22 protein-coding genes, 1 pseudogene and 1 riboswitch are annotated in these 20,445 nt (G+C 72.6%); of the genes and pseudogenes, 11 read left to right on the top strand and 12 right to left on the bottom strand.

The window, feature by feature from the left end; all coding sequences use genetic code 11:
- Positions 1–64: 64 nt before the first annotated feature.
- Positions 65–952 carry a universal stress protein gene (locus F1615_RS01165; protein WP_149546932.1) on the bottom strand — a complete coding sequence of 296 codons (888 nt, stop codon included), beginning with the start codon at positions 950–952 and terminating at the stop codon, positions 65–67.
- A 192-nt stretch (positions 953–1,144) separates the two neighbouring features.
- Between F1615_RS01165 and F1615_RS01160 the strand changes: the two genes are divergently transcribed.
- The 4 genes from F1615_RS01160 (at position 1,145) to F1615_RS01145 (ending at position 5,172) form a co-directional block, all read left to right on the top strand.
- On the top strand, positions 1,145–2,197 hold the full coding sequence (locus F1615_RS01160) for a class I fructose-bisphosphate aldolase (protein WP_149546931.1): 1,053 nt from the start codon (positions 1,145–1,147) through the stop codon (positions 2,195–2,197).
- A 377-nt stretch (positions 2,198–2,574) separates the two neighbouring features.
- The gene (locus tag F1615_RS01155; RefSeq protein ID WP_149546930.1) at positions 2,575–2,913 is read left to right on the top strand and encodes a hypothetical protein; all 339 of its coding nucleotides are present in this window, start codon (positions 2,575–2,577) and stop codon (positions 2,911–2,913) included.
- Positions 2,910–4,478, top strand: coding sequence for a sodium:solute symporter family transporter (locus tag F1615_RS01150; RefSeq protein ID WP_149546929.1), 1,569 nt, complete (start codon positions 2,910–2,912; stop codon positions 4,476–4,478). The genes F1615_RS01155 and F1615_RS01150 overlap by 4 nt, the downstream gene beginning before the upstream one ends.
- An 85-nt stretch (positions 4,479–4,563) precedes the next feature.
- Entirely contained in the window at positions 4,564–5,172 is a 609-nt protein-coding gene (locus F1615_RS01145) for a dihydrofolate reductase family protein (RefSeq protein ID WP_149546928.1), read from the top strand.
- A 279-nt stretch (positions 5,173–5,451) separates the two neighbouring features.
- Here the strand turns inward: F1615_RS01145 and F1615_RS01140 are convergent, their stop codons facing one another.
- Positions 5,452–5,640 carry a DUF397 domain-containing protein gene (locus F1615_RS01140; RefSeq protein WP_149546927.1) on the bottom strand — a complete coding sequence of 63 codons (189 nt, stop codon included), beginning with the start codon at positions 5,638–5,640 and terminating at the stop codon, positions 5,452–5,454.
- The gene (locus tag F1615_RS01135; RefSeq protein ID WP_149546926.1) at positions 5,637–6,527 is read right to left on the bottom strand and encodes a helix-turn-helix domain-containing protein; all 891 of its coding nucleotides are present in this window, start codon (positions 6,525–6,527) and stop codon (positions 5,637–5,639) included. Before F1615_RS01135 ends, F1615_RS01140 begins: the two co-directional genes overlap by 4 nt.
- Before the next feature lie 317 nt (positions 6,528–6,844).
- Here F1615_RS01135 and F1615_RS01130 point away from each other — a divergent pair, with 317 nt between their 5' ends.
- Entirely contained in the window at positions 6,845–7,069 is a 225-nt protein-coding gene (locus F1615_RS01130; RefSeq protein WP_149546925.1) for a DUF397 domain-containing protein, read from the top strand.
- An 85-nt stretch (positions 7,070–7,154) separates the two neighbouring features.
- On the top strand, positions 7,155–7,622 hold the full coding sequence (locus F1615_RS01125) for a hypothetical protein (RefSeq protein WP_149546924.1): 468 nt from the start codon (positions 7,155–7,157) through the stop codon (positions 7,620–7,622).
- 87 nt (positions 7,623–7,709) lie between these two features.
- Here the strand turns inward: F1615_RS01125 and F1615_RS01120 are convergent, their stop codons facing one another.
- On the bottom strand, positions 7,710–8,672 hold the full coding sequence (locus F1615_RS01120; protein WP_149546923.1) for a hypothetical protein: 963 nt from the start codon (positions 8,670–8,672) through the stop codon (positions 7,710–7,712).
- 332 nt (positions 8,673–9,004) lie between these two features.
- On the opposite strand from F1615_RS01120, the gene F1615_RS01115 reads away from it, so the two are divergent.
- Positions 9,005–9,445: an ATP-binding protein gene (locus F1615_RS01115; RefSeq protein WP_149546922.1), complete on the top strand. Its 441-nt coding sequence runs from the start codon at positions 9,005–9,007 to the stop codon at positions 9,443–9,445.
- Between the two features lie 34 nt (positions 9,446–9,479).
- Here F1615_RS01115 and F1615_RS01110 read toward each other — a convergent pair whose 3' ends face one another.
- A complete protein-coding gene (locus tag F1615_RS01110) occupies positions 9,480–10,799 on the bottom strand; it encodes a hypothetical protein (RefSeq protein WP_149546921.1) in 1,320 nt (439 codons plus the stop codon).
- A 94-nt stretch (positions 10,800–10,893) separates the two neighbouring features.
- Here F1615_RS01110 and F1615_RS01105 point away from each other — a divergent pair.
- Positions 10,894–11,187 (top strand): annotated as a pseudogene (locus F1615_RS01105) (hypothetical protein); the annotation flags it as partial.
- A gap of 52 nt (positions 11,188–11,239) precedes the next feature.
- On the opposite strand, the gene F1615_RS01100 reads toward F1615_RS01105, so the two are convergent.
- Positions 11,240–11,749, bottom strand: coding sequence for a hypothetical protein (locus tag F1615_RS01100; RefSeq protein WP_149546920.1), 510 nt, complete (start codon positions 11,747–11,749; stop codon positions 11,240–11,242).
- A gap of 219 nt (positions 11,750–11,968) precedes the next feature.
- Here F1615_RS01100 and F1615_RS01095 point away from each other — a divergent pair, with 219 nt between their 5' ends.
- Complete coding sequence (locus F1615_RS01095; RefSeq protein WP_244328600.1) at positions 11,969–12,985, top strand: hypothetical protein; 1,017 nt, start codon at positions 11,969–11,971, stop codon at positions 12,983–12,985.
- 10 nt (positions 12,986–12,995) lie between these two features.
- Here the strand turns inward: F1615_RS01095 and F1615_RS01090 are convergent, their stop codons facing one another.
- The 6 genes from F1615_RS01090 to F1615_RS01065 all read right to left on the bottom strand — a co-directional run bounded on the left by F1615_RS01090 (position 12,996) and on the right by F1615_RS01065 (position 18,810).
- On the bottom strand, positions 12,996–13,550 hold the full coding sequence (locus F1615_RS01090) for a YciI family protein (protein ID WP_149546919.1): 555 nt from the start codon (positions 13,548–13,550) through the stop codon (positions 12,996–12,998).
- 69 nt (positions 13,551–13,619) lie between these two features.
- The gene (locus F1615_RS01085; RefSeq protein ID WP_149546918.1) at positions 13,620–14,297 is read right to left on the bottom strand and encodes an ABC transporter ATP-binding protein; all 678 of its coding nucleotides are present in this window, start codon (positions 14,295–14,297) and stop codon (positions 13,620–13,622) included.
- The gene (locus F1615_RS01080) at positions 14,290–15,291 is read right to left on the bottom strand and encodes an ABC transporter ATP-binding protein (RefSeq protein ID WP_425385615.1); all 1,002 of its coding nucleotides are present in this window, start codon (positions 15,289–15,291) and stop codon (positions 14,290–14,292) included. The genes F1615_RS01085 and F1615_RS01080 overlap by 8 nt, the downstream gene beginning before the upstream one ends.
- Positions 15,292–15,347: 56 nt before the next feature.
- Positions 15,348–16,226 carry an ABC transporter permease gene (locus tag F1615_RS01075; protein ID WP_149546917.1) on the bottom strand — a complete coding sequence of 293 codons (879 nt, stop codon included), beginning with the start codon at positions 16,224–16,226 and terminating at the stop codon, positions 15,348–15,350.
- A gap of 5 nt (positions 16,227–16,231) precedes the next feature.
- Entirely contained in the window at positions 16,232–17,200 is a 969-nt protein-coding gene (locus F1615_RS01070; protein ID WP_149547219.1) for an ABC transporter permease, read from the bottom strand.
- Positions 17,201–17,220: 20 nt separating this feature from the next.
- Positions 17,221–18,810 carry an ABC transporter substrate-binding protein gene (locus tag F1615_RS01065; RefSeq protein ID WP_149546916.1) on the bottom strand — a complete coding sequence of 530 codons (1,590 nt, stop codon included), beginning with the start codon at positions 18,808–18,810 and terminating at the stop codon, positions 17,221–17,223.
- Positions 18,811–19,012: 202 nt separating this feature from the next.
- Positions 19,013–19,195: riboswitch (cobalamin riboswitch) on the top strand.
- Between the two features lie 30 nt (positions 19,196–19,225).
- Between F1615_RS01065 and F1615_RS01060 the strand changes: the two genes are divergently transcribed.
- On the top strand, positions 19,226–19,936 hold the full coding sequence (locus F1615_RS01060) for an energy-coupling factor ABC transporter permease (RefSeq protein WP_149546915.1): 711 nt from the start codon (positions 19,226–19,228) through the stop codon (positions 19,934–19,936).
- Positions 19,933–20,442: an energy-coupling factor ABC transporter substrate-binding protein gene (locus tag F1615_RS01055; protein ID WP_149546914.1), complete on the top strand. Its 510-nt coding sequence runs from the start codon at positions 19,933–19,935 to the stop codon at positions 20,440–20,442. Before F1615_RS01060 ends, F1615_RS01055 begins: the two co-directional genes overlap by 4 nt.
- Positions 20,443–20,445 lie beyond the last annotated feature (3 nt).

The following is a 20,445-nucleotide window of genomic DNA, read 5'->3' as shown; positions in this document are numbered from 1 at the left end:
GGTCCCGGCGCTCGTCGGATCACCGGCCGGACCTGCCGGCCCGCTGCCCGCCTCCGGCCGGCCGTCATCCGGCGTGCGGTACGACCGCCACCGGGCAGCGGGCGTGGTGCAGTACGGCGTGCGTGACCGGACCGAGTCGGCCCTCGGCCGCACTCGGGTCGGCGCGGCGCCCCACGACGAGCAGGTCCGCGGCCCGCGACGTGTTCAGGAGCGCCTCCGCGGGGTGGAGCAACAGGACGTCGATGTGGACCGTCACACGGGGGTACTTCTCCTGCCAGGCGCGCAGGGCGTCGGAGAGCTGCAGGACCTCCTGGTCCTCCCAGGTGGCGCGGTCCTCCTCGGTCACCACCAGGGTCCGGTCAGACACGGACTCGGCGGGAAAGGCCCATGCCTGGACCACCCGCAGGCGCGCCGTGTGCGCCTCGGCGGCCGAGAACGCGAAGTCCGCCACCTCACCGACCGGGTGATGCGCGTCGAACCCTGCCACGATCCGGGACGTGGCGCGTGCCAGGTGGGCCCCTTCCCCGAAGGTGCCGGACGGTTGAGGCACCAGCACGACGGTGCAAGGGGCGGCCGCCGCCACCCGCAAGGCCACCGAGCCGACCGCGAGACCCTCGAACCCGCCCGTCCCCCGTGTGCCGACCACGAGAAGCCCGGCGTCGCGGGCCGCGGCGAGGAGGGCCGGGGCCGGCGCGTCATCGGCCTGCTCGCCCCGCACCTCGAGGTCCGGGTAGCGGTCGGCGAGTTCGGCGGCCATCCGCTGGAGCATGCGGGCACCCACGTGCCGCAGCCTGTCCCCGGCGGGGCCCGGCACGGCAGTGCCCGGAAGCGGTGGAGAGGCGTGGAACAGACGCAGCGGAACACCACGCAGCACGGCCTCCCGCGCCGCCCACTCGGCCGCCGCCGAACCGCGATCGGATCCGTCGACACCCGCCAGCACAGAGTGACTCATCGTGTCCTCCTTCGCCCGGCCCATGCCTGCGCCGACGCCACACGAGTCCGTCTCCTGCCTTCCACTGTTTCACGGCACGACCGCTCGGGCGCCCGGATCGGACGCCGGGGCGCCCGACCCACATGAGCCCGGGGGTTACGGGAACCCGGGCCTCAGCCCCTCGGCATTCCGAACGACCGGAGAGGCGAGCCGATGACCGACATCCAAGGCTTGCTGGGCGACGAGGCCAAGGACCTCCTGACCTATACCGCCCAGGGAATTCCCCGAGAAGACCTGGTACTGCCGGGCCCCGACTTCGTCGACCGGACCGTGGCCGCGACCGACCGCTCCCCCCGGGTGCTGCGCAACCTGCAGTCCCTCTTCGGCCACGGCCGTCTGGCCGGCACGGGATACGTGTCGATCCTGCCGGTGGACCAGGGCATCGAGCACTCCGCGGCGTCGGCGTTCGCCGCAAACCCCCGTTACCTCGACCCCAGGAACATCGTCGAGCTCGCCGTCGAGGGCGGCTGCAACGCGGTCGCCAGCACCCTCGGGGTGCTCGGGGCGGTGTCGCGGCGCTACGCGCACAAGATCCCCTTCATCGTCAAGCTCAACCACAACGAACTGCTGACCTACCCGAACCACTACGACCAGATCATGTTCGGCAACGTCGAGCAGTGTTTCGAGCTCGGCGCGGCCGGCGTGGGCGCCACGGTCTACTTCGGCTCGGAGCACTCGGACCGCCAGCTGCAGGAAGTCAGCGAGGTCTTCGCGCGGGCTCACGAGCTGGGCATGTTCACCGTGGTGTGGTGCTACCTGCGCAACCCGGCGTTCAAGAAGGACGGAGTGGACTACGCGGTGTCGGCGGACCTCACCGGGCAGGCCAACCACCTCGGCGTGACCATCGAGGCCGACATCGTCAAGCAGAAGCAGCCGGAGAACAACGGCGGCTACACCGCACTGGGCTTCGGCAGGACCGACGAGCTCCTGTACGGCACGCTCACCACCGACCATCCGATCGACCTCACCCGCTGGCAGGTGGCCAACTGCTACATGGGCCGGGTCGGACTGATCAACAGCGGCGGCGCGTCGGCCGGCTCAGGGGACCTCGCGCAGGCCGTACGGACCGCGGTCATCAACAAGCGGGCCGGAGGCACCGGCCTCATCACCGGCCGCAAAGCCTTCCAGCGTCCCACCGGCGAGGGCGTGGAACTCCTCCACGCCGTCCAGGACGTCTACCTCGACGACGGCGTCACCGTGGCCTGACCGGGGTGGCCGCGGGCCTACCCGGGGCGTGAGTTCCGCGCGCGGCGGCCGGCGCCCGTGCGGGCGCCGGTCACCGGCCACCGGCAGCGATCCGCGGCTTCCCCCCGGTGTCGGGTACACCGGCGGCCACCACACCGGCGCCCCGGCCGCGGACCCGGCCGTCCGGACTCCCGGCTCCCGGCTCCCGGCTCCCGGCTCCCGGCTCCCGGTCACGCAGTGCCCGCTCACCGTCCGCACGGCTCCCGGTTGGGCGGAGGAACAGATCTGCGCGCGGGGCGGGCGGTTCCGGGCATGTGTCTGATTGACTCCGCGCCCACCCCCACACCCGTACGCGCACCCTTCCCGGGTGCCGGACCGACGTGAGCGGAGCCACCCACATGTCCTTCGGACCGCGGCCCTGGCACGGGCCGCCGCACCATGACGAGCCCGCCGCCGGCGCGCGACCCCCGGCGGAGCACGAGCGGCACGACGACGGGGAGGCGGCGCGACTGGCCGTCGGGCTGCGGCTCGGCGTCCGGATCGCCGTCGTCTGGCTGCTCTACGTGCTGCCCGCCGCCCTCGTGCCGGCCGTGTACGGCACGAGGATCGCCGGGCCGGTGAGTCTCGGCGTGCTCCTGGCCGTGGTGCCCTGCGCCGTCGCCGTGCACGCGCTGGTGGCGTACGGACGCCGGGTCGACCGGCTCGAACCGCGGCCGGATGCCCGGAGGTGGTCGTGACCACGCTCCTCGATCCCTCGTCCCGGTCCCTCGTCTTCGCCGTGTTCTCGGTGTTCGTCGTGATCTGCCTGATGCTGTGCATCGTCACGGGCGCCGACGAGGACGACCGGGCTCTCGTCCGGTCCGACAGCCGCCGTCTGCGCTCCTGGCAGCAGGGCATCGCGATGGGCGGCGACACCACCACGGTCGCGACGGTCACCGTCCTGGTCGGCATGGTCGCCACGTTCGGCTTCGACGGCCTCGGCGTCATGCTGGGCAGCCTGATCGGGGTCGTGCTGCTCCTCGTGCTGATCATCGAGCCGCTGCGCCGGCACGCCTCGCTGACCGCCGCGGACATGCTGGACGCGCGCGGCAGCGGCGGGCCCGCCGTACGCGTCTCGTGGGGCGCGGTGACCCTGCTGGTCTGCTTCCCGCTGCTGGTCGTGCAGTTGGTGGTGGTCGGAAACGTCGCCGCCGCGCTGATCGGGCAGCCCGGTGCGCGGACCGGCTGCATCCTGGTGATCGGCTGCGTGATGACGGCGCTGGCCGTCAGCGGCGGGATCCGGGGCACGGGCGTGGTGATGATCGTGAAGTCGGCGATCGCCCTGCCCGTGCTGGTGGTCGCCGCGGTACTCGTGCTCCACCGCTTCGGCGGGGACCCCGGGCGGCTGCTCGACGCGGCCGCGCACGGCTCACGGATGGGCGAGGCGTACCTGCGTCCGGGCGGCTACACCGGTGAGGGGTGGGTGGGGGCCGTGAACCGGATCGGGCAGACCTTCGGCATGTCGATGGCCACGCTGGCGATGCCCGCCGTGCTGATGCGGGCGATCTCGACGAAGAGCCCGCGCGGCGCCCGGACCGTCGGCCGCTGGATGCTCGGCGAACTCACGCTGCTGTACGGCGCGCTCGCCGTCGTCGGCGTCGGCGCGGCGGCCCTCGTCGGCGAGGCGCTGCGCGAGGCCGGTCCGGCGGCGCAGGTGTTCACGCCGCTGGTGCTCGGGCGGGCGCTGGACAGCGGCGGCATCCTGGTGGCGGCCCTGGCCTGCGTCCTCTTCCTCACCGCGCTCGCGGCCGTGGTGGACGTGACCCTCGCCGCCGGCATCGCCCTGGGACGGGACGTGCTGGGTGCGTCCGGCCGGCGCCCGGCGGGCAAGGCGGACGGTGCCGCGTCCCGGTGGTCGGCGGCGCTGACGGGGGCCCTCTCCGCGGTCGTGGCGGTCGTCGCCGCCGACTGGAACCTGGTGGTCGTCTCGACACTCTGGCTCGCCGTCTGCGGCGCCGCCCTCGCGCCCGTCCTGCTGTACGCCCTGTACTGGCCCGGGTTCACCGCCCGCGGCGCGCTGTGGTGCCTGTGGGGGGCAACGGCGCTGACCGTCGCGGCGCTCGCGCTGTCGCCGTACGCCTCCGGCACACCCGGGTCGATCTTCCCGGGTCACGACTTCCGCCTCTGGGACGTGACGATCCCGGGCTTGGTGACGGTGCCGGCCGGGTTCCTGCTGGGCTGGCTGGGCAGCGTCACGGACCCGCGCGGGGCGGCGGGCGGCGTGCCGGGTCCGGAGCGCCGCAGGGAACTGGACACCGTCTGAACCGTCCGCGTGCCGCCCACCGATGATTTCCGGTGGGCGGCACAGTCGTAACCGGTACACGGAACGGACACCCCAGGAGAACACCATGTCCCGGAAGATCACCGCCAGCCTGTTCATCTCGCTCGACGGCGTCGTCGAAGCGCCCGACCAGTGGCATTTCCCCTACTTCAACGACGAGATGGGAGCGGCCGTCGACGCGAGCCTGAAGACCGCGGACGTCATGCTCTTCGGCCGCAGGACGTACGACAGCTTCGCCGGCGCCTGGCCGGACCGGGAGGCGGCGGGCGGCGACGACGCGGGCTTCGCCAAGCAGCTCGGCGACATGCGCAAGATCGTGTTCTCGCGCGGCCCGCTGGAGTTCCAGTGGCGCAACTCCGAGCAGGCCCGAGGCGACGTCTCCGAGGTCGCCGCCGCGCTGAAGGGCGAGTCCGGGGGTGACGTAGCGCTGAGCGGCTCGGTCTCGGTCATCCGGCAACTGCTCGACGCGGGGCTGCTCGACGAGCTCCAGCTCCTCGTCCATCCCATCGCCGTACGCAAGGGCATGCGCCTGTTCGACGAGGGCGAGCCGTCGGTCCCGCTGAAGCTGCTGAGGTCGCAGACGTTCACCACGGGCGTGCTGCACCTGGTGTACGGCCCCGACACCGCACCTCCCACGGGGGGTTACGAGGAGGCCGTCGCCGCGCTCGGGGAGTAGGAAGCCCCACGGAGGCGCCGGCGCGGCAGCCATGGGACCCGCCCGCCCAGCGCGATGACGGCCTGATACCCAACCACTCCCTCTCCCCTCGCACGGCCACCACGTTCACGCACATATGACGGGCGGCATGGGGAGGGGTAAGCGGGGTTGGGGACAGTCGGCGGACGTTTCCGCATCACGGGCGTCGTCGGACGCGGAAACATGGGCGAGACCAAGGGCTCTCGAACGGGGTGAGGGCGTGCCGTCCGCTACTCCTCCATCGGACGGCACGCCCTCAAGTCACTCAGCGCTCGACGCGAACCGTACGAACTGCCCCCAGCCTTCGCGGCCGACGGCGAAGGTCGGACGGGTTACGTCCTTGGAGTCCCGTACGTGGATGGCCTGCTCGGTGACGGCAACCTCCACACAGTCGTCGCCCGAGCTACCGCTATAGCTTGACTTGAACCAGGCGAGTTCCGTCGTGCTCATGTCTCTCCTCGCAGTCGCTCCAGCAAGGCCCGGGAATCTTTGGGGTGCAGGGCCTGCGACCGCAGTGTGTCATAGCGCTGCTGAAGGACTCTCACCTCTTTCGAGTCGCCAATCAGCCGTCCGCTCTCCTGGCCCTCCGAGTATGCGAGTCGACGCCCCTCTGGGGTTTCCAGTAGGCGCAGAGGCCCATCCATGCACGAGTGGTACTCGGCTTCCAGCGGCATGATCTGCAACGTCACGTTGCGAGGCGACGTGTGCTCCAGAACGTGGTCCAGTTGCTCGCGCCGTACCTCGGCACCGCCCAGCCTCCGTCGCAGGACCGCCTCCTCAACGATGAAGTGGAACGGAACGGTCGGGCGCTCGTACAGCATCCGCTGCCGCTCCATCCTCGCTTCGACCTGAGCCTCCAACTGCTCATCCGTCAGCAGCGGAATCCGGTTCTCGAAGAGGGCCCGCGCATAGCCCTCCGACTGCAACAACCCCGGAACCAACCGGCACTCATACGTGCACAGGCTCACCGCCTCCCGCTCCAGCCGAGCCCACCGCCGGAACCACACAGCCAGCCCCGCCTCCCCCCGCGTCAGATGCCGCGCCGCCTTCCGCAGCGCACCCGTGTTGCCCAGGGCCTCCTCCGCCCGCTCCACGAACGCCTCGTCCGGCATCCGGCGCCCCAACTCCACCGACTCGACGGTGTGCTTGGAGTACTGGACCCGGGCCCCCAGGTCGACCCGGCTCAGCCCCGCGTGCTCACGCAACGCCTGGACGACGGCCCCGAACGTCCGCAGGCTGTCCGACGGATGCGGCTCCCGCTCCCACTCCCCCGTCGGAACCGCCCGCGCACCGCCGGCGCTGCCGGCCGCCTCCCCCTCGACCCCGACCACGTCCATCCGCCGCCCCTTTCCTCTCCTCCGTACCGCGCATCACGACGGCTCCTCACGCCGCCCGCGTCCACCTCCAGCCTGACGGATCATCAGACGTACCGTCCACTCTTCGTGTCCGTACGCTGACTCAGCGTACGGGCTGCCACACTCGTCCCCGCCCCCGTCCGACCGCCACCCTGAGGTCACGAAGAGCCGGGAGAAACCGTCCGCGTCCACCGCTCACCTGCGGAAATTCCGGGCGGCCGTCTCCCCTCCCGTGCACTCCCGCCCACCACGGGCGGCGGCCGGACCTGGCCGCATCGGACGAACTGGAAGGTGCAGTCATGCAGAACGGAACCAACCTCTACGCGCTCGACATCAGCGGGGCCTCGTTCACGAAGGCGTGCGGCGGCCCCTGCACCGAGGGGTGCGTGACCCTGGCCCGGATCGGCGAGGACGCCTGGGCGCTGGGCGACAGCAAGCGGCCGGACACGCAACCGCTGCGGTTCACCACCGAGGAGCTGGACGCCGCCGGTATCGACCCGGCGCGCTTCGGCCTCGGCGCCTGACCCTCCTCCCCCTCCCTTCCCCACCGCCGGCCGGACCGGGCCCCTCCCCGGGTCCGGCCGGCGCTCCTCGAAACGGGAGCAGCACGTGCACCACCACGCCTACCTCTGGACCGGCCCGAAGGCGCGCTTCGACGACGAGGCCCTGCGGCGGCCCCCGCACCCCGACCCGCCCCCGGCCGGGAGCAGACCGGAACTGGTCGAGCGCTACCGCCAGGTGGCCGCGGAGTTCCGCACGTCGGACCTCCCGCCCCTGGAGACGGCTTACTGGCTCGTGAAGCCCCGCTCGCTGGTACGGGGCACCTGGGAGGAGGCGAAGGAGGCGGCGGCCTGGCTCGGCGAGCGGCTGGCCGAATACACCCCCCGGTTCGCGACGCAGGCCGACCGGGACACCGCACGCCTGGCCCGGCTGGTGGACGCCGCCGCCGAACGCCTGCGCTCGGGCGCCGACGTGTCGTACGGCCACTACCTCGAACGCCCTTCGTACCTCTCCCTGGCCGTGGTGACCTGCTCGCCGAACCGCGCGCTCCCTCAACTGGCCTGCCCCTGCGCGTAGCCGGAGGCGGGCCGGGACCTCCCCGTACCGTCCCGCGACGCCCCGCCCCGCGCACGCGATCCGGACCGGACCGGCGGCCCGGGAACGCTAGAGGCCCGGCAGCAGCTCCACCAACCGCACCGTCCGCCGCCAGCCGCCGGCGAGAGTCCCGCCGAGCAGCAGGCCCGCGGCCGCGGCCAGCGGCAGGAGGTCGTCCGGCACACCGGCCGCCCGGCAGCCCAGCCACGCCCCCAGGGCCCCGCAGAACGCGACGAAGATCACCACCGTCATGAGCGCCGACTCCCGCAGCGCCTGACGGGCCACCGTCACCGGCTCCACGTCCACGAGATCCTCCTCGGGCAGCAGCCCGCCGATCCGGCCCTCGGCGTACCGCTCGCACACCGTCACCAGCTTCCCGGCGAGGTCCCGCAGCGCGTCCCGCGGCTCGGCGTCCACCCGGCACAGCTCCCGACGCAGCGCGCCCGCCACCAGCTCGGCGTGCCGCCGGGCGGCGGCCCGCCGCGGCGAGGAGCCTCCGATCGTGCCGCGAACACGGTGGGCCCGCAGGACGAGGGGCTCGGTCCGGCGGTACAGATCGTCGAGCTTGCGGAGGTGCCCGGCGTGGTCGGCGTCCGGTGCCTCCAGGGCGCGGACGCAGGCGAGCACCATGGCCGTGCCCGTGCGGAGCAGCGCGTCCCGTCGCCCGGGCCGGTCCAGTCGGTCCGCCAGCCACAAGGCCGTCACCATGAGCAGCAGGACGACCACCGCGGCAGTGGCCAGAGCGCCGATCGTGACGGCCGTCCGCGGACCGTCCGGGAAGGCGCGGCTCACGCCGAAGGCCGAGTAGAGGCCGCCCACGACGGGGAGGCACGCGAGGAGGCCGACGACGAACTCGTGCCACGAGGGATCGGTCTTCGGCGTACCGATCGTCGCACGGGTGAGGGGAACCTCCTCCGGCGCACGGGACAGACGGCCCAGCGCCGCGTCGTAGGAGGTCAGCGTCTCCGCGGCCGTCGCGGCCCGCCGTCTCTCCTCCGCCTCCCAGTACCCGCTGTGATACAGCTCTTCCACGAGATCCCCGCCCTCCCCCTCGCACGTCTCACGTCTCACGCGGAACGGTGGCGGCGGGCGTCTCCCCGTTTGACCGCCCGAGTGAAGGCATCCCGGGTGAAGGCACAGATATACACCCCGGGACGACCCCGCGGGCCGGTATCGGCCACACCGGACGGCGGTCCGCGCCGGGAGGGTGTGGCAGGCCCGACGGTTCATTCTGCCGCCGCCCCGCGTTCCTCACACAGTGTCGCGGGAATCCGGCGTACCGCCCGCTTTCCCGTCCGTACGCCTACTCTCCGTACGGGGCGCGGCACTCGCCACCGCCCGCGTCCGACCGCCAGTCTGACGCCATGAACCACGCAACACCCCAAGTGGGCGCCCCCGTCGGCACCTTCACCCAGCTGCTGTCGTCCACGCGGCGCGGCGCTCGTCTCTCCCGTCTCCTCGCGGTGACCGAGCTGCGCTCCCGGGGCGCGTCCCACGACCTCACCGAGCGTGCCGAACTCGTCGTCGCGGAGCTGGCCGCCAACGCCGTCCTGCACGGCCGCGTGCCCGGCCGCCGCTTCCGGCTCACCCTCGCCCTCGACCCCGCCGCGGACCGTCTGCGCGTCGAGGTCACGGACGCCCGCGGGGACCTGTGGCCGCGGCCGGCCCCGGCGGAGGACGGGCCTGGCGCGCTCCCCCTCGGCGGACGCGGCCTGGCACTCGTCACCGCCCTCACCGACCACTGGGACTGCGTCCCCCACCCGCCCGGCGGCAAGACCGTCCGGGCGGTGCTGGTCTGCGGGTGAGGGTGTCGACCGAGGCGAGCGGAAGCCCGCGCGCCTACACCTCCGCGGGCAGCGCGGGGAACACGACCACCGAGCCGTCCTTGTCACGAAGGATCTCGATTGTCACGTCCGCCGGACGGCCGCCCACAGTGACGCCGTCGCCCAGCCGGTGGAGCCGGTGCGCCGTGCGCATCAGGCGGTCGACCTCACCCGTCGTGAGGACGGGGAGCTTGCTGTTCGGGCGTGCCAGCTCCAGCGCCGACACGCGCACCAGGACACCGGCGATGCCCGACTCCAGTTCGTCGAGGCGCTGCTGGTCGGCCTTGAGTGCGCGGGTGAAGTTCTCGAACAGGTTCCCAGGGTCGCTCTGAGCGTGCTCGACGGCCTGAAGGACGTTGACCCGCCGCTGCAACGCAATGGCCAGGTCGGCGAGTTCAAGATGCGTGCGGAACGTGCCGCCGTGATCGTCGATGCCGGGGAACGCCTCGGTCAGCGTTCCGATCTCGACGGGCTTGTCGTCGGGCAGTTTGTCGAGTGCCGCCTGCCACCGGGCGAGCCGGTCGCGCACGTCGATCAGCGCCTTGCTGATGGCATGGATCGCCGAGTCCAGTCCCAGCGAGACGCCGAGCTTGCCCTGGTCGAGCAGGATGGCGGTGGCTTTGTCGATCGCGTAGCGGCAGCCGTCGAGTTCGCGGCGCTCGTCGTCGAGCTGCTTTTCGTTCAGTTGCTCCAGCAGTTCCGTGATCCGCTCGATGGCCTGCTGGCGCTTGCGGTCGGCGTTCGCGCTCACCCCTACCGCCACGGCCATGAGGACGAGCGGTGCGGCCACGGTGAGCGCCACGCTGCCGGCGGCCGCCACGCCGGCCGTCGCACCGGCGCCACCGGCCGCGCCCGCCGCCGCCGCTTTGCCGACCGGCTCGAACGTCACATGCCCGGCGATGCGCTTTGTCGTCGAGTTCACGAGTGCGGTGTACAGCTTGCCGTCCGCCCCCCTCACCGTCATGGGGCGGACGATGCCCTGACCCAGCTGGGCGGCGAACTTGGCCGGGACCACCATGCGGTACAGGTTCTCGCCGGAGGCGGTCGCCCTGGCCGCCGTGGAGGAACCCTGCGCCGACTGCGTGATGAGCTGCGACAGGTGCTGCGCCAGAGGACTCGCGGCGTCGAGCGGGATGCCCCGGCCCCGGTCGATTCCCTCGGGCAGCGGATGCACCTCGAGCGTGGCGATCGGCCGGTCGGCCAGCACGGCCAGCACACCGCGCAGTTCGGCCAGGCGCTCAGCCGTCATCGGCTTGTCCCCGGCCACCGCGGGCACCTGCACATCACCCGTCGCCAGCGTCCACACCGGAACGGTCGCCTTGCAATAGTCGATCATCTTCCCCCCTGAGTTCTTCCACGACAGCCTACGGCTGACGTCCTACGAGAAAAGTGGGTTCTCGTCCTTCCGGATCACAACACGCGGACGTTGCACCTACCGCTACGCGCCCGGTGGTGCCTTCGGACAGGCGGTGGCCGAGGCGTGGGAGTCGGCGCGGTGGGGGGACACGGACACGGCGTGGCGCGTGATCCGTGCCGCGCTGCCGTCCTGGTCGCCGCCGGGGCCGGGCCTGCTGGCGCCGCTCGGTCTGCTGGCACCGCTCGGTCTGCTGGCACCGCTCGGTCTGCTGGCCGACCCCGTCCTGGGGCCGGTGGTGACGCGGGAACGCGGCCTCGAGCTGCTGGCCATGCCCAGGGCGGGCCGGCCGGGCCCGGTGCCCGCCCCCTGCGCCGCGGGAGGGTGAGGCCTACGCGTACGCCACGTTCCGTGTTTACCGGTCAGGCGGCCTCGTGGATGACGAGTTTGAACTCCGCCAGGACGATCTTGCGCGCCACCGTGTCGTCATGGGTGGCGCGCAGGGCCAGGGGGACGGCCGGGTCGACGAAGAGGCCCCACTGCTTCGTCCAGCACTGCATGCCGGGGCTGGGCGGCCGGTGCTCCGTCGCCGTGGTGTCGTTGGGCGACGGGGTGAGGCCGAGCGGGTCCCGGACGAACTGGTCCCGGAGTTCGTCGTAGCCTCCCGCCTCCCACTGGATCATCGCGTACAGCGTGCCCCAGCCGGCCGCGCTGGGCCATATGAGCCCGGAGCGGTCGTCCGTGTCCCAGCTCGTGACTGTATAGCCGTCCGGCTGTTCGACCTGGTGCATGGCGAAACGGTCGGTGGACTCGGCGGCCCCGAACGGGAACCTGATGACCGTGTACGGGCTGTTCGCCGGGATCGACTGCGGGGTGTCCCGCTTCAGGGAGCAGACCTGGACCCCGGATGATGCCGTTGCGTGGGTGGACATGCTTTGAGATATGCCCGTCACCGGTCGATTCGATGTTCCTGCAGGGCCGTCGGGCAGCAATTCGGTTGTCGCGTACAACCGTTCGGGTCGAAGATCGGTCTACTGGGTGACCGCTCTGGTCGCATTAACGAGGAGACCGTCATTTCCGCCATACGCAAGACCCTGACCGCCACCGCCGTCGTCACCGCGGTCCTGGCCGGTTCCGCCGCCTGCGGCACCGTGGAGAACCTGTCCGCCGGGCAGAAGCTCGACCAGGCCTTCGACAAGCTCGGTGAGGAGCGTTCCCTCTCCTTCGAGCTGGACCTGGACACCGACGTCGCGTCGCTGAAGGCGCTGGACGCCGAGATGGCCGAGCCGGGCGAGGAGATGACCGAGGAGGTCGCCGAGCTGCTCAGCGACGCGCGGATCTCCGTCTCCGTCCAGTCGAAGAAGCCGCTGGAGAAGTCCGGCGAGAAGGACTTCAGCGCCATGGCGATGAAGTTCAGCGGCCCCGAAGGTGACCTGTTCGAGTACCGGCTGGTCGGCGACTGGACCTACCTCCGCGTCGACGCGGAGGCGCTCGGGAGGATGTCCGGCAGCCCCATGCCGTCGGCCGACGAACTGCCCGACAGCGCCGGGGCGTTCAAGAAGCTCCTCGCCGGTGAGTGGCTCAAGGTCTCGACGAAGGAGCTGGAGGAGACCGGCGAGCAGATGTCCGGGGCGGAGGGCGCCGGGGCCGGTGAGCCCTCGGCGGAACCCACCCTCGACGCCAAGACGCAGAAGAAGCTGATGAAGGCCCTGCGGCAGGTCGTCGCCCAGGAGGTCGACTTCAAGACGTCCGGCGGATCGGACGGCATCGAGCACATCAAGGCCACGGCTCCCTTCCGCACGCTGATGACCGAGCTGTTCGACGAGCTCCGCCTGGTGCAGAAGGAGCTGCCGGCGGGGGCCGAGCTGCCGACGGCCAAGGACTTCGCGGACGCTCCGAACAAGAAGGTCACGGCCGACTTCACGCTGAAGAACGGCGAGCTGACCGAGGTGTCCCTGGACCTGGCCGAGCTGGCGGAGACGGCGAAGGTCAAGAAGTTCGCGCTGGTGCTGCGCGTGGGCAAGGGCGAGAAGGCCGCGGCCCCGGCGGGAGCCACCGAGGTGCGCATCGACGAGATCCTGGAGAACTTCTTCGGCGGCGCCGGGGCGGCGTTCGGGGAAGAGGACTTCGGCGACGAGGGGTTCGTGGAGGACTACCCCCAGGGCTGACGGCTCGCCGTCACCTGCGTCCGCCGAACTCCCAGTCGTGGACCTCGACGACGGCGTACCGGTCCGGGGCCAGGACCGCCCGGGCCGTGCCCCGGTCCGGTGCGCGGACCAGGGCCGCGGTGCCCAGCCAGGCCGTGCCGTCGTCGGACAGCAGCGGACCGTAGGCGATCAGCTCGTCCCGGTCGGCGGCCGGCACGTCGGGGTCCGCGGGCCGGCCCGCGCCGAGGCCCAGGACGAGGTACCGGTTGCCGCCGCCGGTCCGGCCACCGGGGAAGTCCCACATGGTCCGGCCCAGTACGTTGTGCCACCGGCGCAGCAGCACGTCCCGGTACACGCCGGCCTGCTGGTTGGGCTCGTCGAAGGCGAACGCGCGGGCTGCCGCGGGATCCGGCAGGTCGACGATGTGGACGCTGCCGGTGGGCGTTTCCCCGTCGTCGGCGAAGGTCGGGCCGCGGGCGATCAGCCGCTTCGCGTACCGGTCCATGTAGGACCAGTGCTCCTCGCCCAGTTCCTCACGCAGGGGCAGGGATCCCGGCCGGTCCCGGTGGTAGCAGAAGAACTCCATGGGTTTCCTCCAGCGAGCCGGGACGGGCTTTCGCATCGTACGCGGGCGAGCGGCGAGGGGCGGCTCCGGTCAGACGAACGCCTCCGTCGCCGTCGGCGTCACCGTGTCCCAGTGGACCGTGCGGTCGCACCACCGGTTCAGCAGGGTCCGGTCGTGGCCCACCGCCAGCAGGCCGGCCCCCGTCGCGGTGCGGTAGTCCTCGACGACACGCACCAGCGCCGCCGTCGTCGACGCGTCCAGCATCGCCGTCATCTCGTCGCAGACGAGCCAGCGGGGGCGCAGCACCAGCGCGCGGGCCAGGCAGGCGCGCTGGAGCTGACCGTCGCTGACCTCGTGGGGGCGGCGGGTGAGCAGGTCGGGGGTCAGGCCGACGGTGTCGGCGAGTTCGGCCACGCGCTCGGGGACCGAGGAGCGCCGGCCCGTCGCGCGCAGGGGTTCCGCGATCAGGTCGGTGAGGCGCAGGCGGGGGTCGGCGGAGAGACGGGGCTGCTGGAACACCACGCCGATGGCGGTGCGCTGTGCGCGGGGTGCCCGGTGGCGGTAGCGGTGTACGGGGGCGCCGTCGAGGACGACGTTCCCGGAGTCCGGGCGGTGGAGGAGGGCGGCGACCCTGGCGAGGGTGGACTTGCCGCAGCCGCTGGGGCCCAGCAGGCCCACGGCCTCACCCGGGGCGACGGTGAGGGTCGCGTTCCGTACGACGGGGACGCGGCGGTCGTAGCCGGCGGTGACCTCGCGCAGTTCAAGCACGGATGTCCTCCGGGGTGGGAGCCGGAACCGGATGGTGGCAGGCGACCGGGCCGGTGAAGGGCGGGAGGGTCGTGCAGGTGTCCGTGGCGCGGTCGCAGCGGGCGGCGAAGGCGCAGCCGTCGGGGAGGCTGCCCAGTTCGGGGGGCAGTCCGGGGATCGGGGTGAAGGACCGGTCCGGGAGGGCCTCCAGCAGACCCCGGCTGTAGGGGTGGCGGGGGCCCGGGGAGCCGAAGAAGGTGTCCGCCCGGGTCAGTTCGACGATGCGGCCCGCGTACATCACAGCGACCCGGTCGGCGATGCGTTCCGCCGCTGCCAGGTCGTGCGTGATCATCAGCAGGGCCCGGCCGGCGTCGACGTGGCGGCGCAGTTCGTCGACGGTGCGGTCGACCAGGTCGCGGTCCAGGCCGGTGGTGGGTTCGTCGGCCAGGAGCAGGGGTGCCTCGCCGATCAGCGCCAGGGCGGTGGCGGCTCGCTGGGCGAGGCCGCCGGAGAGTTCGTGCGGGTGGCGGTCGAGGTGGTCCGCGGGGAACCCGGTGCGTGCGGCGGCCCGTTCGGCCGCGGCGCGCCGGGCGGTGCGGCCGCGGGTGCCGGTGAGCTGGGCGACCGTCTCCTCCATCTGGGCGCGGATCGTGCGTACGGGGGTGAGGTGGGCGGCCGGGCTCTGCGGGACGAGGCCGACGCGGCGGCCGCGGACGGTGCGGGCGAGGGTCCTCTCGTCGGCGGTGAGCAGGTCGAGGTCGCCGAGGTGGGCGTGGCCGGCGGTCTGTGCGTTGGCGGGGAGAAGGCCGAGCAGGGCGGAGGCCAGGACGGACTTGCCGCAGCCGCTCTCGCCGATCAGGGCGAGGCACTCGCCGGGTGCCACGTCGAAGCGCGCGTCGGAGACGGCGGCGATCCGGCGGCCGCCCGGCAGCAGGAAGCGCACGGACAGTCCGCGGACCGACAGCACGGGAGGCCGTCCGGCCGGCGCGGCGTCAGCCGCCGGCACGGAGGACAGCTCGCACGCGGCATCGCCCGGCGCTGCTCCGGCAGGCGGCGCGGGAGGTCGCTCGGTCACAGCATCAGCTCCGATCTGCGGCGGGGGTTGATCCGCTCGCGCCAGACACCGGCGAGGCCGGCGACGGCGAGCGTGGGGATGATCAGGAACAGCCCCGGGAAGAGGGTCGGCCACCACTGTCCGGCGAGGAGGGAGCCGCGGGCGCCCTGGATGAGGGTGCCGAGGCTCGCCGTGTGGGTGGGCAGGCCCAGGCCCAGGAACGACAGGGCCGACTCGTGCCACATGGCGTGCGGGACCATCAGGACCGCGGCGAGACCCGCCTGGGGCAGTACGCCGGGGAGCAGGTGGCGCACCGTCACCCGCCACCGGGAGGCGCCGCCGGAGACGGCGGCGTCGATGTGGGGGCGGGAGCGCAGCGAGAGGACCTCGGCGCGGACGATCCGGGCGGTGGACAGCCAGTGGGTGAGGGCGACGGAGATCACCACCGGCCAGACGCCGGGCCGGAACATGGCGACGACGAAGATGCCCAGCAGCAGGTGCGGGACGGAGGACAGGGTGTCGACCAGGCGCATGACCGTCCGGTCGGCCCAGCCGCCCAGTGCCCCGGCGGTGGCGCCGACGGCGGTGCCGATCAGGGTGGCGGTGAACGCGGCCACCACGCCCACCAGCAGGGACACCCTGAGCCCGTAGACGCAGCGCAGCAGCAGGTCGCGGCCCAGGTCGTCGGTGCCGAAGGGGTGGGCCCAGCTCGGGGGCAGGAGCTTCGCCGCGAGGTCGACGGCCTGCTGGTCGAGCCGGACCAGGGGCGGGACCAGCAGGACCGCGAGGACCGTCACGGCGATCAGGGCGGCGGACACGCGCAGGCGGAGGGTGTGGGTGGAGCGGCGGGTGGCACCGTGCGAGCGCCACGCCTGCACCGCGGTGACGTCAGCCATGGGGGTCACATCTCATTCAGCTTCACCCTCGGGTCGATCAGGCCGTAGAGCAGGTCGGCGAGCAGGTTTCCGGCGAGGACGGCGGCGGTGGCGAGGGTGGTGAGCGCGGCCAGCAGCGGGAAGTCGACGGCGGTGGCCGCCTCCACGGTGGCCGCGGCGATGCCCGGCCAGCTGAAGACGCTCTCCACCAGCAGGGCGCCGGTGATGAGTTCGGGGACGCGCGAGCCGATCAGGGTGAGCACGGGCAGCAGTCCTGAGCGCAGGGCGTGGCCGAGCAGGACGGTGCGCTCGCTCAGGCCTCGGGCCCTGGCCCCGCGCACGGGGTCCTCGGCGAGGGCGTCGCCGACGCCCTGACGGACGTAGAGCGTGAACCACGGCAGCTGGGAGACGGCGAGGACGCCGGCGGGCAGGATCAGGTGGCTCGTGACCTGTCCGGCGGTGACCCGGTCGCTGCCGGTGTCGGTGAGGCCGCCGGCCGGGAGGACGTCCAGTTCGAGCGCGAACAGCCAGACGGCGAGCAGGGCGATCCAGAAGACCGGTGCCGCCTCCAGGGAGTACGCGAGCGAGGTGACCGCGCGGTCCAGGAGGGAGCCGGGGCGGCGGGCGGCGAGCACGCCGAGCACGGTGCCGAGCAGGACGGCGACGGCGAACGCGACGGCGCACAGCAGCGTCGACCAGACCAGGCGCTCGCCGATGACCTCGGCCACGGGCCGGCGCATGACGGTGGACAGGCCGAGGTCGCCGCCGAGCGCGGAGGTCAGCCAGTCCCACCAGCGGGCGGTGAACGGCCGGTCCACGCCGAGGTTCTCCCGCAGCCGGTCCAGGGTGTCCTGGTCGGCGCCGAGCGCGGCGGTGCCCGCGTAGGCCTTGACGGGGTCGAAGGGGGAGGCGGCGGCGACGGCGAAGACGCCGAAGGTGACGACGAGGAGTACGGGCACGGCGTACAGGGCGCGCCGTGCCGTGAGCCGTGCCATCGCCGGCCAGGGGGCGCGTGTCATGCCTGGGGCTGCCAGTCCTCGACGTTCCACCAGGGACCGCCGGCGAAGCCGTGTTCGTGCGGTTCGGTCTGGGTGGTCAGGCCCTTCCAGCGGTCGGCGAGGACGTACATGTGGTCGATGTGGGTGAGGAAGGTGTAGCCGGGGTTCTTGACGAGTGCGCGCTGGAGGTCGTCGTAGGCGGCCTTGCGTGCCGTGGGGTCCTGGCTGCGGCGGCCGGTGTCGAGGGCCTCGTCCACGGCCGGGTTGTCGTAGCGGGCCATGTTGTTGAAGCCGTCGCCGGCGAGGGAGGAGTGCAGCAGGGTGTAGAGGCCGAAGTCGGGGTCGCCGGTGCTGCCGAAGCCCGCGAGGACGGCGTCGTGCTTCATCCGGGGTTCGATGACCTCCCAGGTGGCGCTCTCGGCCTTCACCTCGATGCCGGCCTTCTTGGCGTCGGAGGCGTAGGCGAGGGCGTGGTCCTGGCGGACCTTGTCGCCGGAGGGGTAGTACAGCGTGAACGAGGCGCGGCGGCCGTCCTTGGCGCGGACGCCGTCCCCGCCGGCCTTCCAGCCGGCCTCGTCGAGGACGCGACGCGCCTCGCCGGGGTCATGGGCGCGTTCGATGCCCTGGGCGAACCAGGGGTCGTCCAGGGGCAGCGGGCCGTAGGCGGGGCGGCCGGCTCCGTCGAGGATGGTGCCGACCATGGCCTCGCGGTCCACGGCGAGGTCCAGGGCCCGCCGGATCGTGGTGTCGCCGGTGACCGGGTTCCCGGTGGGGAGGGTGACGGCGCGGAAGTCGTAGGTCGTCGCCCGGTACGTCTTCTTGTCGTCGTCGCTCTTGAAGGTGGCGGCGAGGTTGGGGGGCAGGGTGGCGCCGTCGAGGTCGCCGGAGCGCAGCCGGGTGGCGCGGACGTCGTCGTCGGCGACGATCGCCATGGTGAGCTTTTTCACCTTCGGGGCGCCGCCCCAGTAGTCCGGGTTGGCCTTGAAGGTGAGCTTTTCTCCCTTGCTCCAGCCGGTGAGGACGTACGGCCCGGTGCCGACCGGCTCGGTGTTGAAGGCGCCGGTGTTGGGGTCCTGCTTCCCGGCGATGTGCTCGGGGACGACGGGCAGGACCGTGCGGGCGGCGAACGCCGCGTAGGGGTAGTCCAGGGTGAAGACGACCTTGTCGTCACCGTCCGCCCGGACCTCCTTGATCGCGTCCAGTTCGCTCTTGGCGGTGTTGTTGGTCCTGTCGTCCAGCACGGTGCGGTACGTGAACACCACGTCGTCGGCGGTGAGGGGCTCGCCGTCGCTGAACTTCACGCCCTCGCGGAGGGTGTAGGTGTAGGTGCGGCCGCCGTCCGTCACCTCGGGGAGGGCCTTCGCCAGCGCGGGCTCGAGGCTCAGATCGGCCTTCCGGGCGAGGAGCCCGTCGAAGATCTTGGAGTTGCCGTCCTTGCCGTAGCCGAGCAGGGGGCTGAGCGTGTCCGGTTCGGTGGAGACCCCGATCACGACGGAACCGGCGGCCGCGCCGCCGTCCGCCCCGCCGTTGCCCGGCGCCGAACAGGCGGAGACGGCACCGGCCATCGCCATCGCTGCGGCGGTCCCCCGTATGCGTCGGGTCGTCATCGAACCTCACATCCCTGTTGCGTACACATCGCTGTTGCATATTAAGCGCAACAAGGTCCTGCCCAGGACGGCGGCCCCCCCAGTCCCCCGCCCCCACGGGCGGCACCGTTCGTGTCAAGTGCGCAGGTGTGCGCCGCGTCGCGAGCCGCCGGGCGCCGTCCGCGCGCCCCCGTGACCGCTTGTCACCGGGCCGCTGCGGGCACTACTGTCACCACGCCTTGGTGACGGGAAATCGGTGCGATACCGGTGCGGCCCTCGCCACTGTGATCGGGAAGTCCGGCTCCGGCCCTCACGGGCAGCCACTGGGTTCGCAAGGACCCGGGAAGGCGGAGCACGGGCGGTGGTACCCGTCAGCCAGGAGACCGGCCAAGGCACGTCAACCATCCACGAGGTGCTGGAGAGGGTCTGCTGAGCCATGCACATAGCCGAGGGTTTTCTGCCTCCGGCGCACGCGGTCGCCTGGGGCGTCGCGTCGGCGCCGTTCGTCGTCCACGGAGCCCGGTCGCTCACCCGTGAAGTCAGGGAACACCCCGAGAGCACACTGCTGCTCGGCGCGTCGGGCGCCTTCACGTTCGTCCTGTCCGCTCTGAAACTGCCGTCGGTGACCGGGAGTTGCTCCCACCCCACCGGCACCGGACTCGGCGCCATCCTGTTCCGGCCGCCGGTGATGGCGGTGCTGGGCACCATCACCCTGCTGTTCCAGGCGCTGCTGCTCGCCCACGGCGGGCTGACCACGCTGGGCGCCAACGTCTTCTCGATGGCGATCGTCGGTCCGTGGGCCGGGTACGGCGTCTACCGGCTGCTGCGCCGGTACGGCGTGCCGCTGATGGTGGCCGTGTTCTCCGGCGCGTTCGTCGCCGACCTGTCGACGTACTGCGTGACGAGCGTGCAGCTGGCGCTCGCCTTTCCCGACCCGGCCGGCGGATTCCTGGGCGCGCTCGGCAAGTTCGGCTCCATCTTCGCCGTCACCCAGATCCCGCTCGCGGTGAGCGAGGGGCTGCTGACCGTGCTGGTGATGCGGATGCTCGTACAGTCCAGCAGGGGGGAACTGACGCGGCTCGGGGTGCTCGTGGCCTCGGCGGCCGGGCGGAAGCGGGCGGAGTCGGCCGGGGCGGTGGCCCGATGAGCCGCAACGCGAGGATCAACGGCCTGCTGCTGCTCGCGGTGGCCGCGCTGGCGGTGCTGCCGCTGGTGCTCGGGCTCGGCGACCACAAGGAGGAGCCGTTCACCGGCGCCGACGGCGAGGCGGAGACCGCGATCACCGAGATCGACCCGGACTACGAGCCGTGGTTCTCGCCGCTGTACGAACCGCCGTCCGGGGAGATCGAGTCGGCGCTGTTCGCCCTCCAGGCGGCGATCGGTGCGGGCGTCCTCGCGTACTACTTCGGGCTGCGGCGCGGGCGGCGGCAGGGCGAGGCGCGCGCGCTCGAGCGGTCGCGGGACGAGGCGGGCGCGGCCGGCGGCGGAGCCGCGGACGCGGACACGGACACGGACACCGGAGTCCGCGCGGGCAGCGGTGACCGAACCGGAGGCACGAACACCGGGACCGGCGCGGGCAGCGGTGACCGAACCGGAGGCACGAACACCGGGACCGGTGCGGGCGGCGGGGCCGCGTCCCGGTCGCGGGGCTGACCT

Origin of the sequence: Streptomyces marokkonensis (genome assembly GCF_008312835.1) — a bacterium.
In the GTDB taxonomy this organism is placed as follows: domain Bacteria; phylum Actinomycetota; class Actinomycetes; order Streptomycetales; family Streptomycetaceae; genus Streptomyces; species Streptomyces marokkonensis_A.
Note: the sequence above shows the minus strand (reverse complement) of the source record. Positions and strands in the feature narration are given on the sequence as shown.

Bases quoted from the DNA above. Each gene is read 5' to 3' on its own strand.
- F1615_RS01110 (WP_149546921.1), bottom strand. From the start codon at position 10,799: ATGATCGACTATTGCAAGGCGACCGTTCCGGTGTGGACGCTGGCGACG.
- F1615_RS01100 (WP_149546920.1), bottom strand. From the start codon at position 11,749: ATGTCCACCCACGCAACGGCATCATCCGGGGTCCAGGTCTGCTCCCTG.
- F1615_RS01070 (WP_149547219.1), bottom strand. From the start codon at position 17,200: ATGGCACGGCTCACGGCACGGCGCGCCCTGTACGCCGTGCCCGTACTC.
- F1615_RS01060 (WP_149546915.1), top strand. From the start codon at position 19,226: ATGCACATAGCCGAGGGTTTTCTGCCTCCGGCGCACGCGGTCGCCTGG.
- F1615_RS01075 (WP_149546917.1), bottom strand. From the start codon at position 16,226: ATGGCTGACGTCACCGCGGTGCAGGCGTGGCGCTCGCACGGTGCCACC.
- F1615_RS01135 (WP_149546926.1), bottom strand. From the start codon at position 6,527: ATGGACGTGGTCGGGGTCGAGGGGGAGGCGGCCGGCAGCGCCGGCGGT.
- F1615_RS01140 (WP_149546927.1), bottom strand. From the start codon at position 5,640: ATGAGCACGACGGAACTCGCCTGGTTCAAGTCAAGCTATAGCGGTAGC.
- F1615_RS01115 (WP_149546922.1), top strand. From the start codon at position 9,005: ATGAACCACGCAACACCCCAAGTGGGCGCCCCCGTCGGCACCTTCACC.
- F1615_RS01090 (WP_149546919.1), bottom strand. From the start codon at position 13,550: ATGGAGTTCTTCTGCTACCACCGGGACCGGCCGGGATCCCTGCCCCTG.
- F1615_RS01165 (WP_149546932.1), bottom strand. From the start codon at position 952: ATGAGTCACTCTGTGCTGGCGGGTGTCGACGGATCCGATCGCGGTTCG.
- F1615_RS01130 (WP_149546925.1), top strand. From the start codon at position 6,845: ATGCAGAACGGAACCAACCTCTACGCGCTCGACATCAGCGGGGCCTCG.
- F1615_RS01145 (WP_149546928.1), top strand. From the start codon at position 4,564: ATGTCCCGGAAGATCACCGCCAGCCTGTTCATCTCGCTCGACGGCGTC.
- F1615_RS01160 (WP_149546931.1), top strand. From the start codon at position 1,145: ATGACCGACATCCAAGGCTTGCTGGGCGACGAGGCCAAGGACCTCCTG.
- F1615_RS01155 (WP_149546930.1), top strand. From the start codon at position 2,575: ATGTCCTTCGGACCGCGGCCCTGGCACGGGCCGCCGCACCATGACGAG.
- F1615_RS01065 (WP_149546916.1), bottom strand. From the start codon at position 18,810: ATGACGACCCGACGCATACGGGGGACCGCCGCAGCGATGGCGATGGCC.
- F1615_RS01055 (WP_149546914.1), top strand. From the start codon at position 19,933: ATGAGCCGCAACGCGAGGATCAACGGCCTGCTGCTGCTCGCGGTGGCC.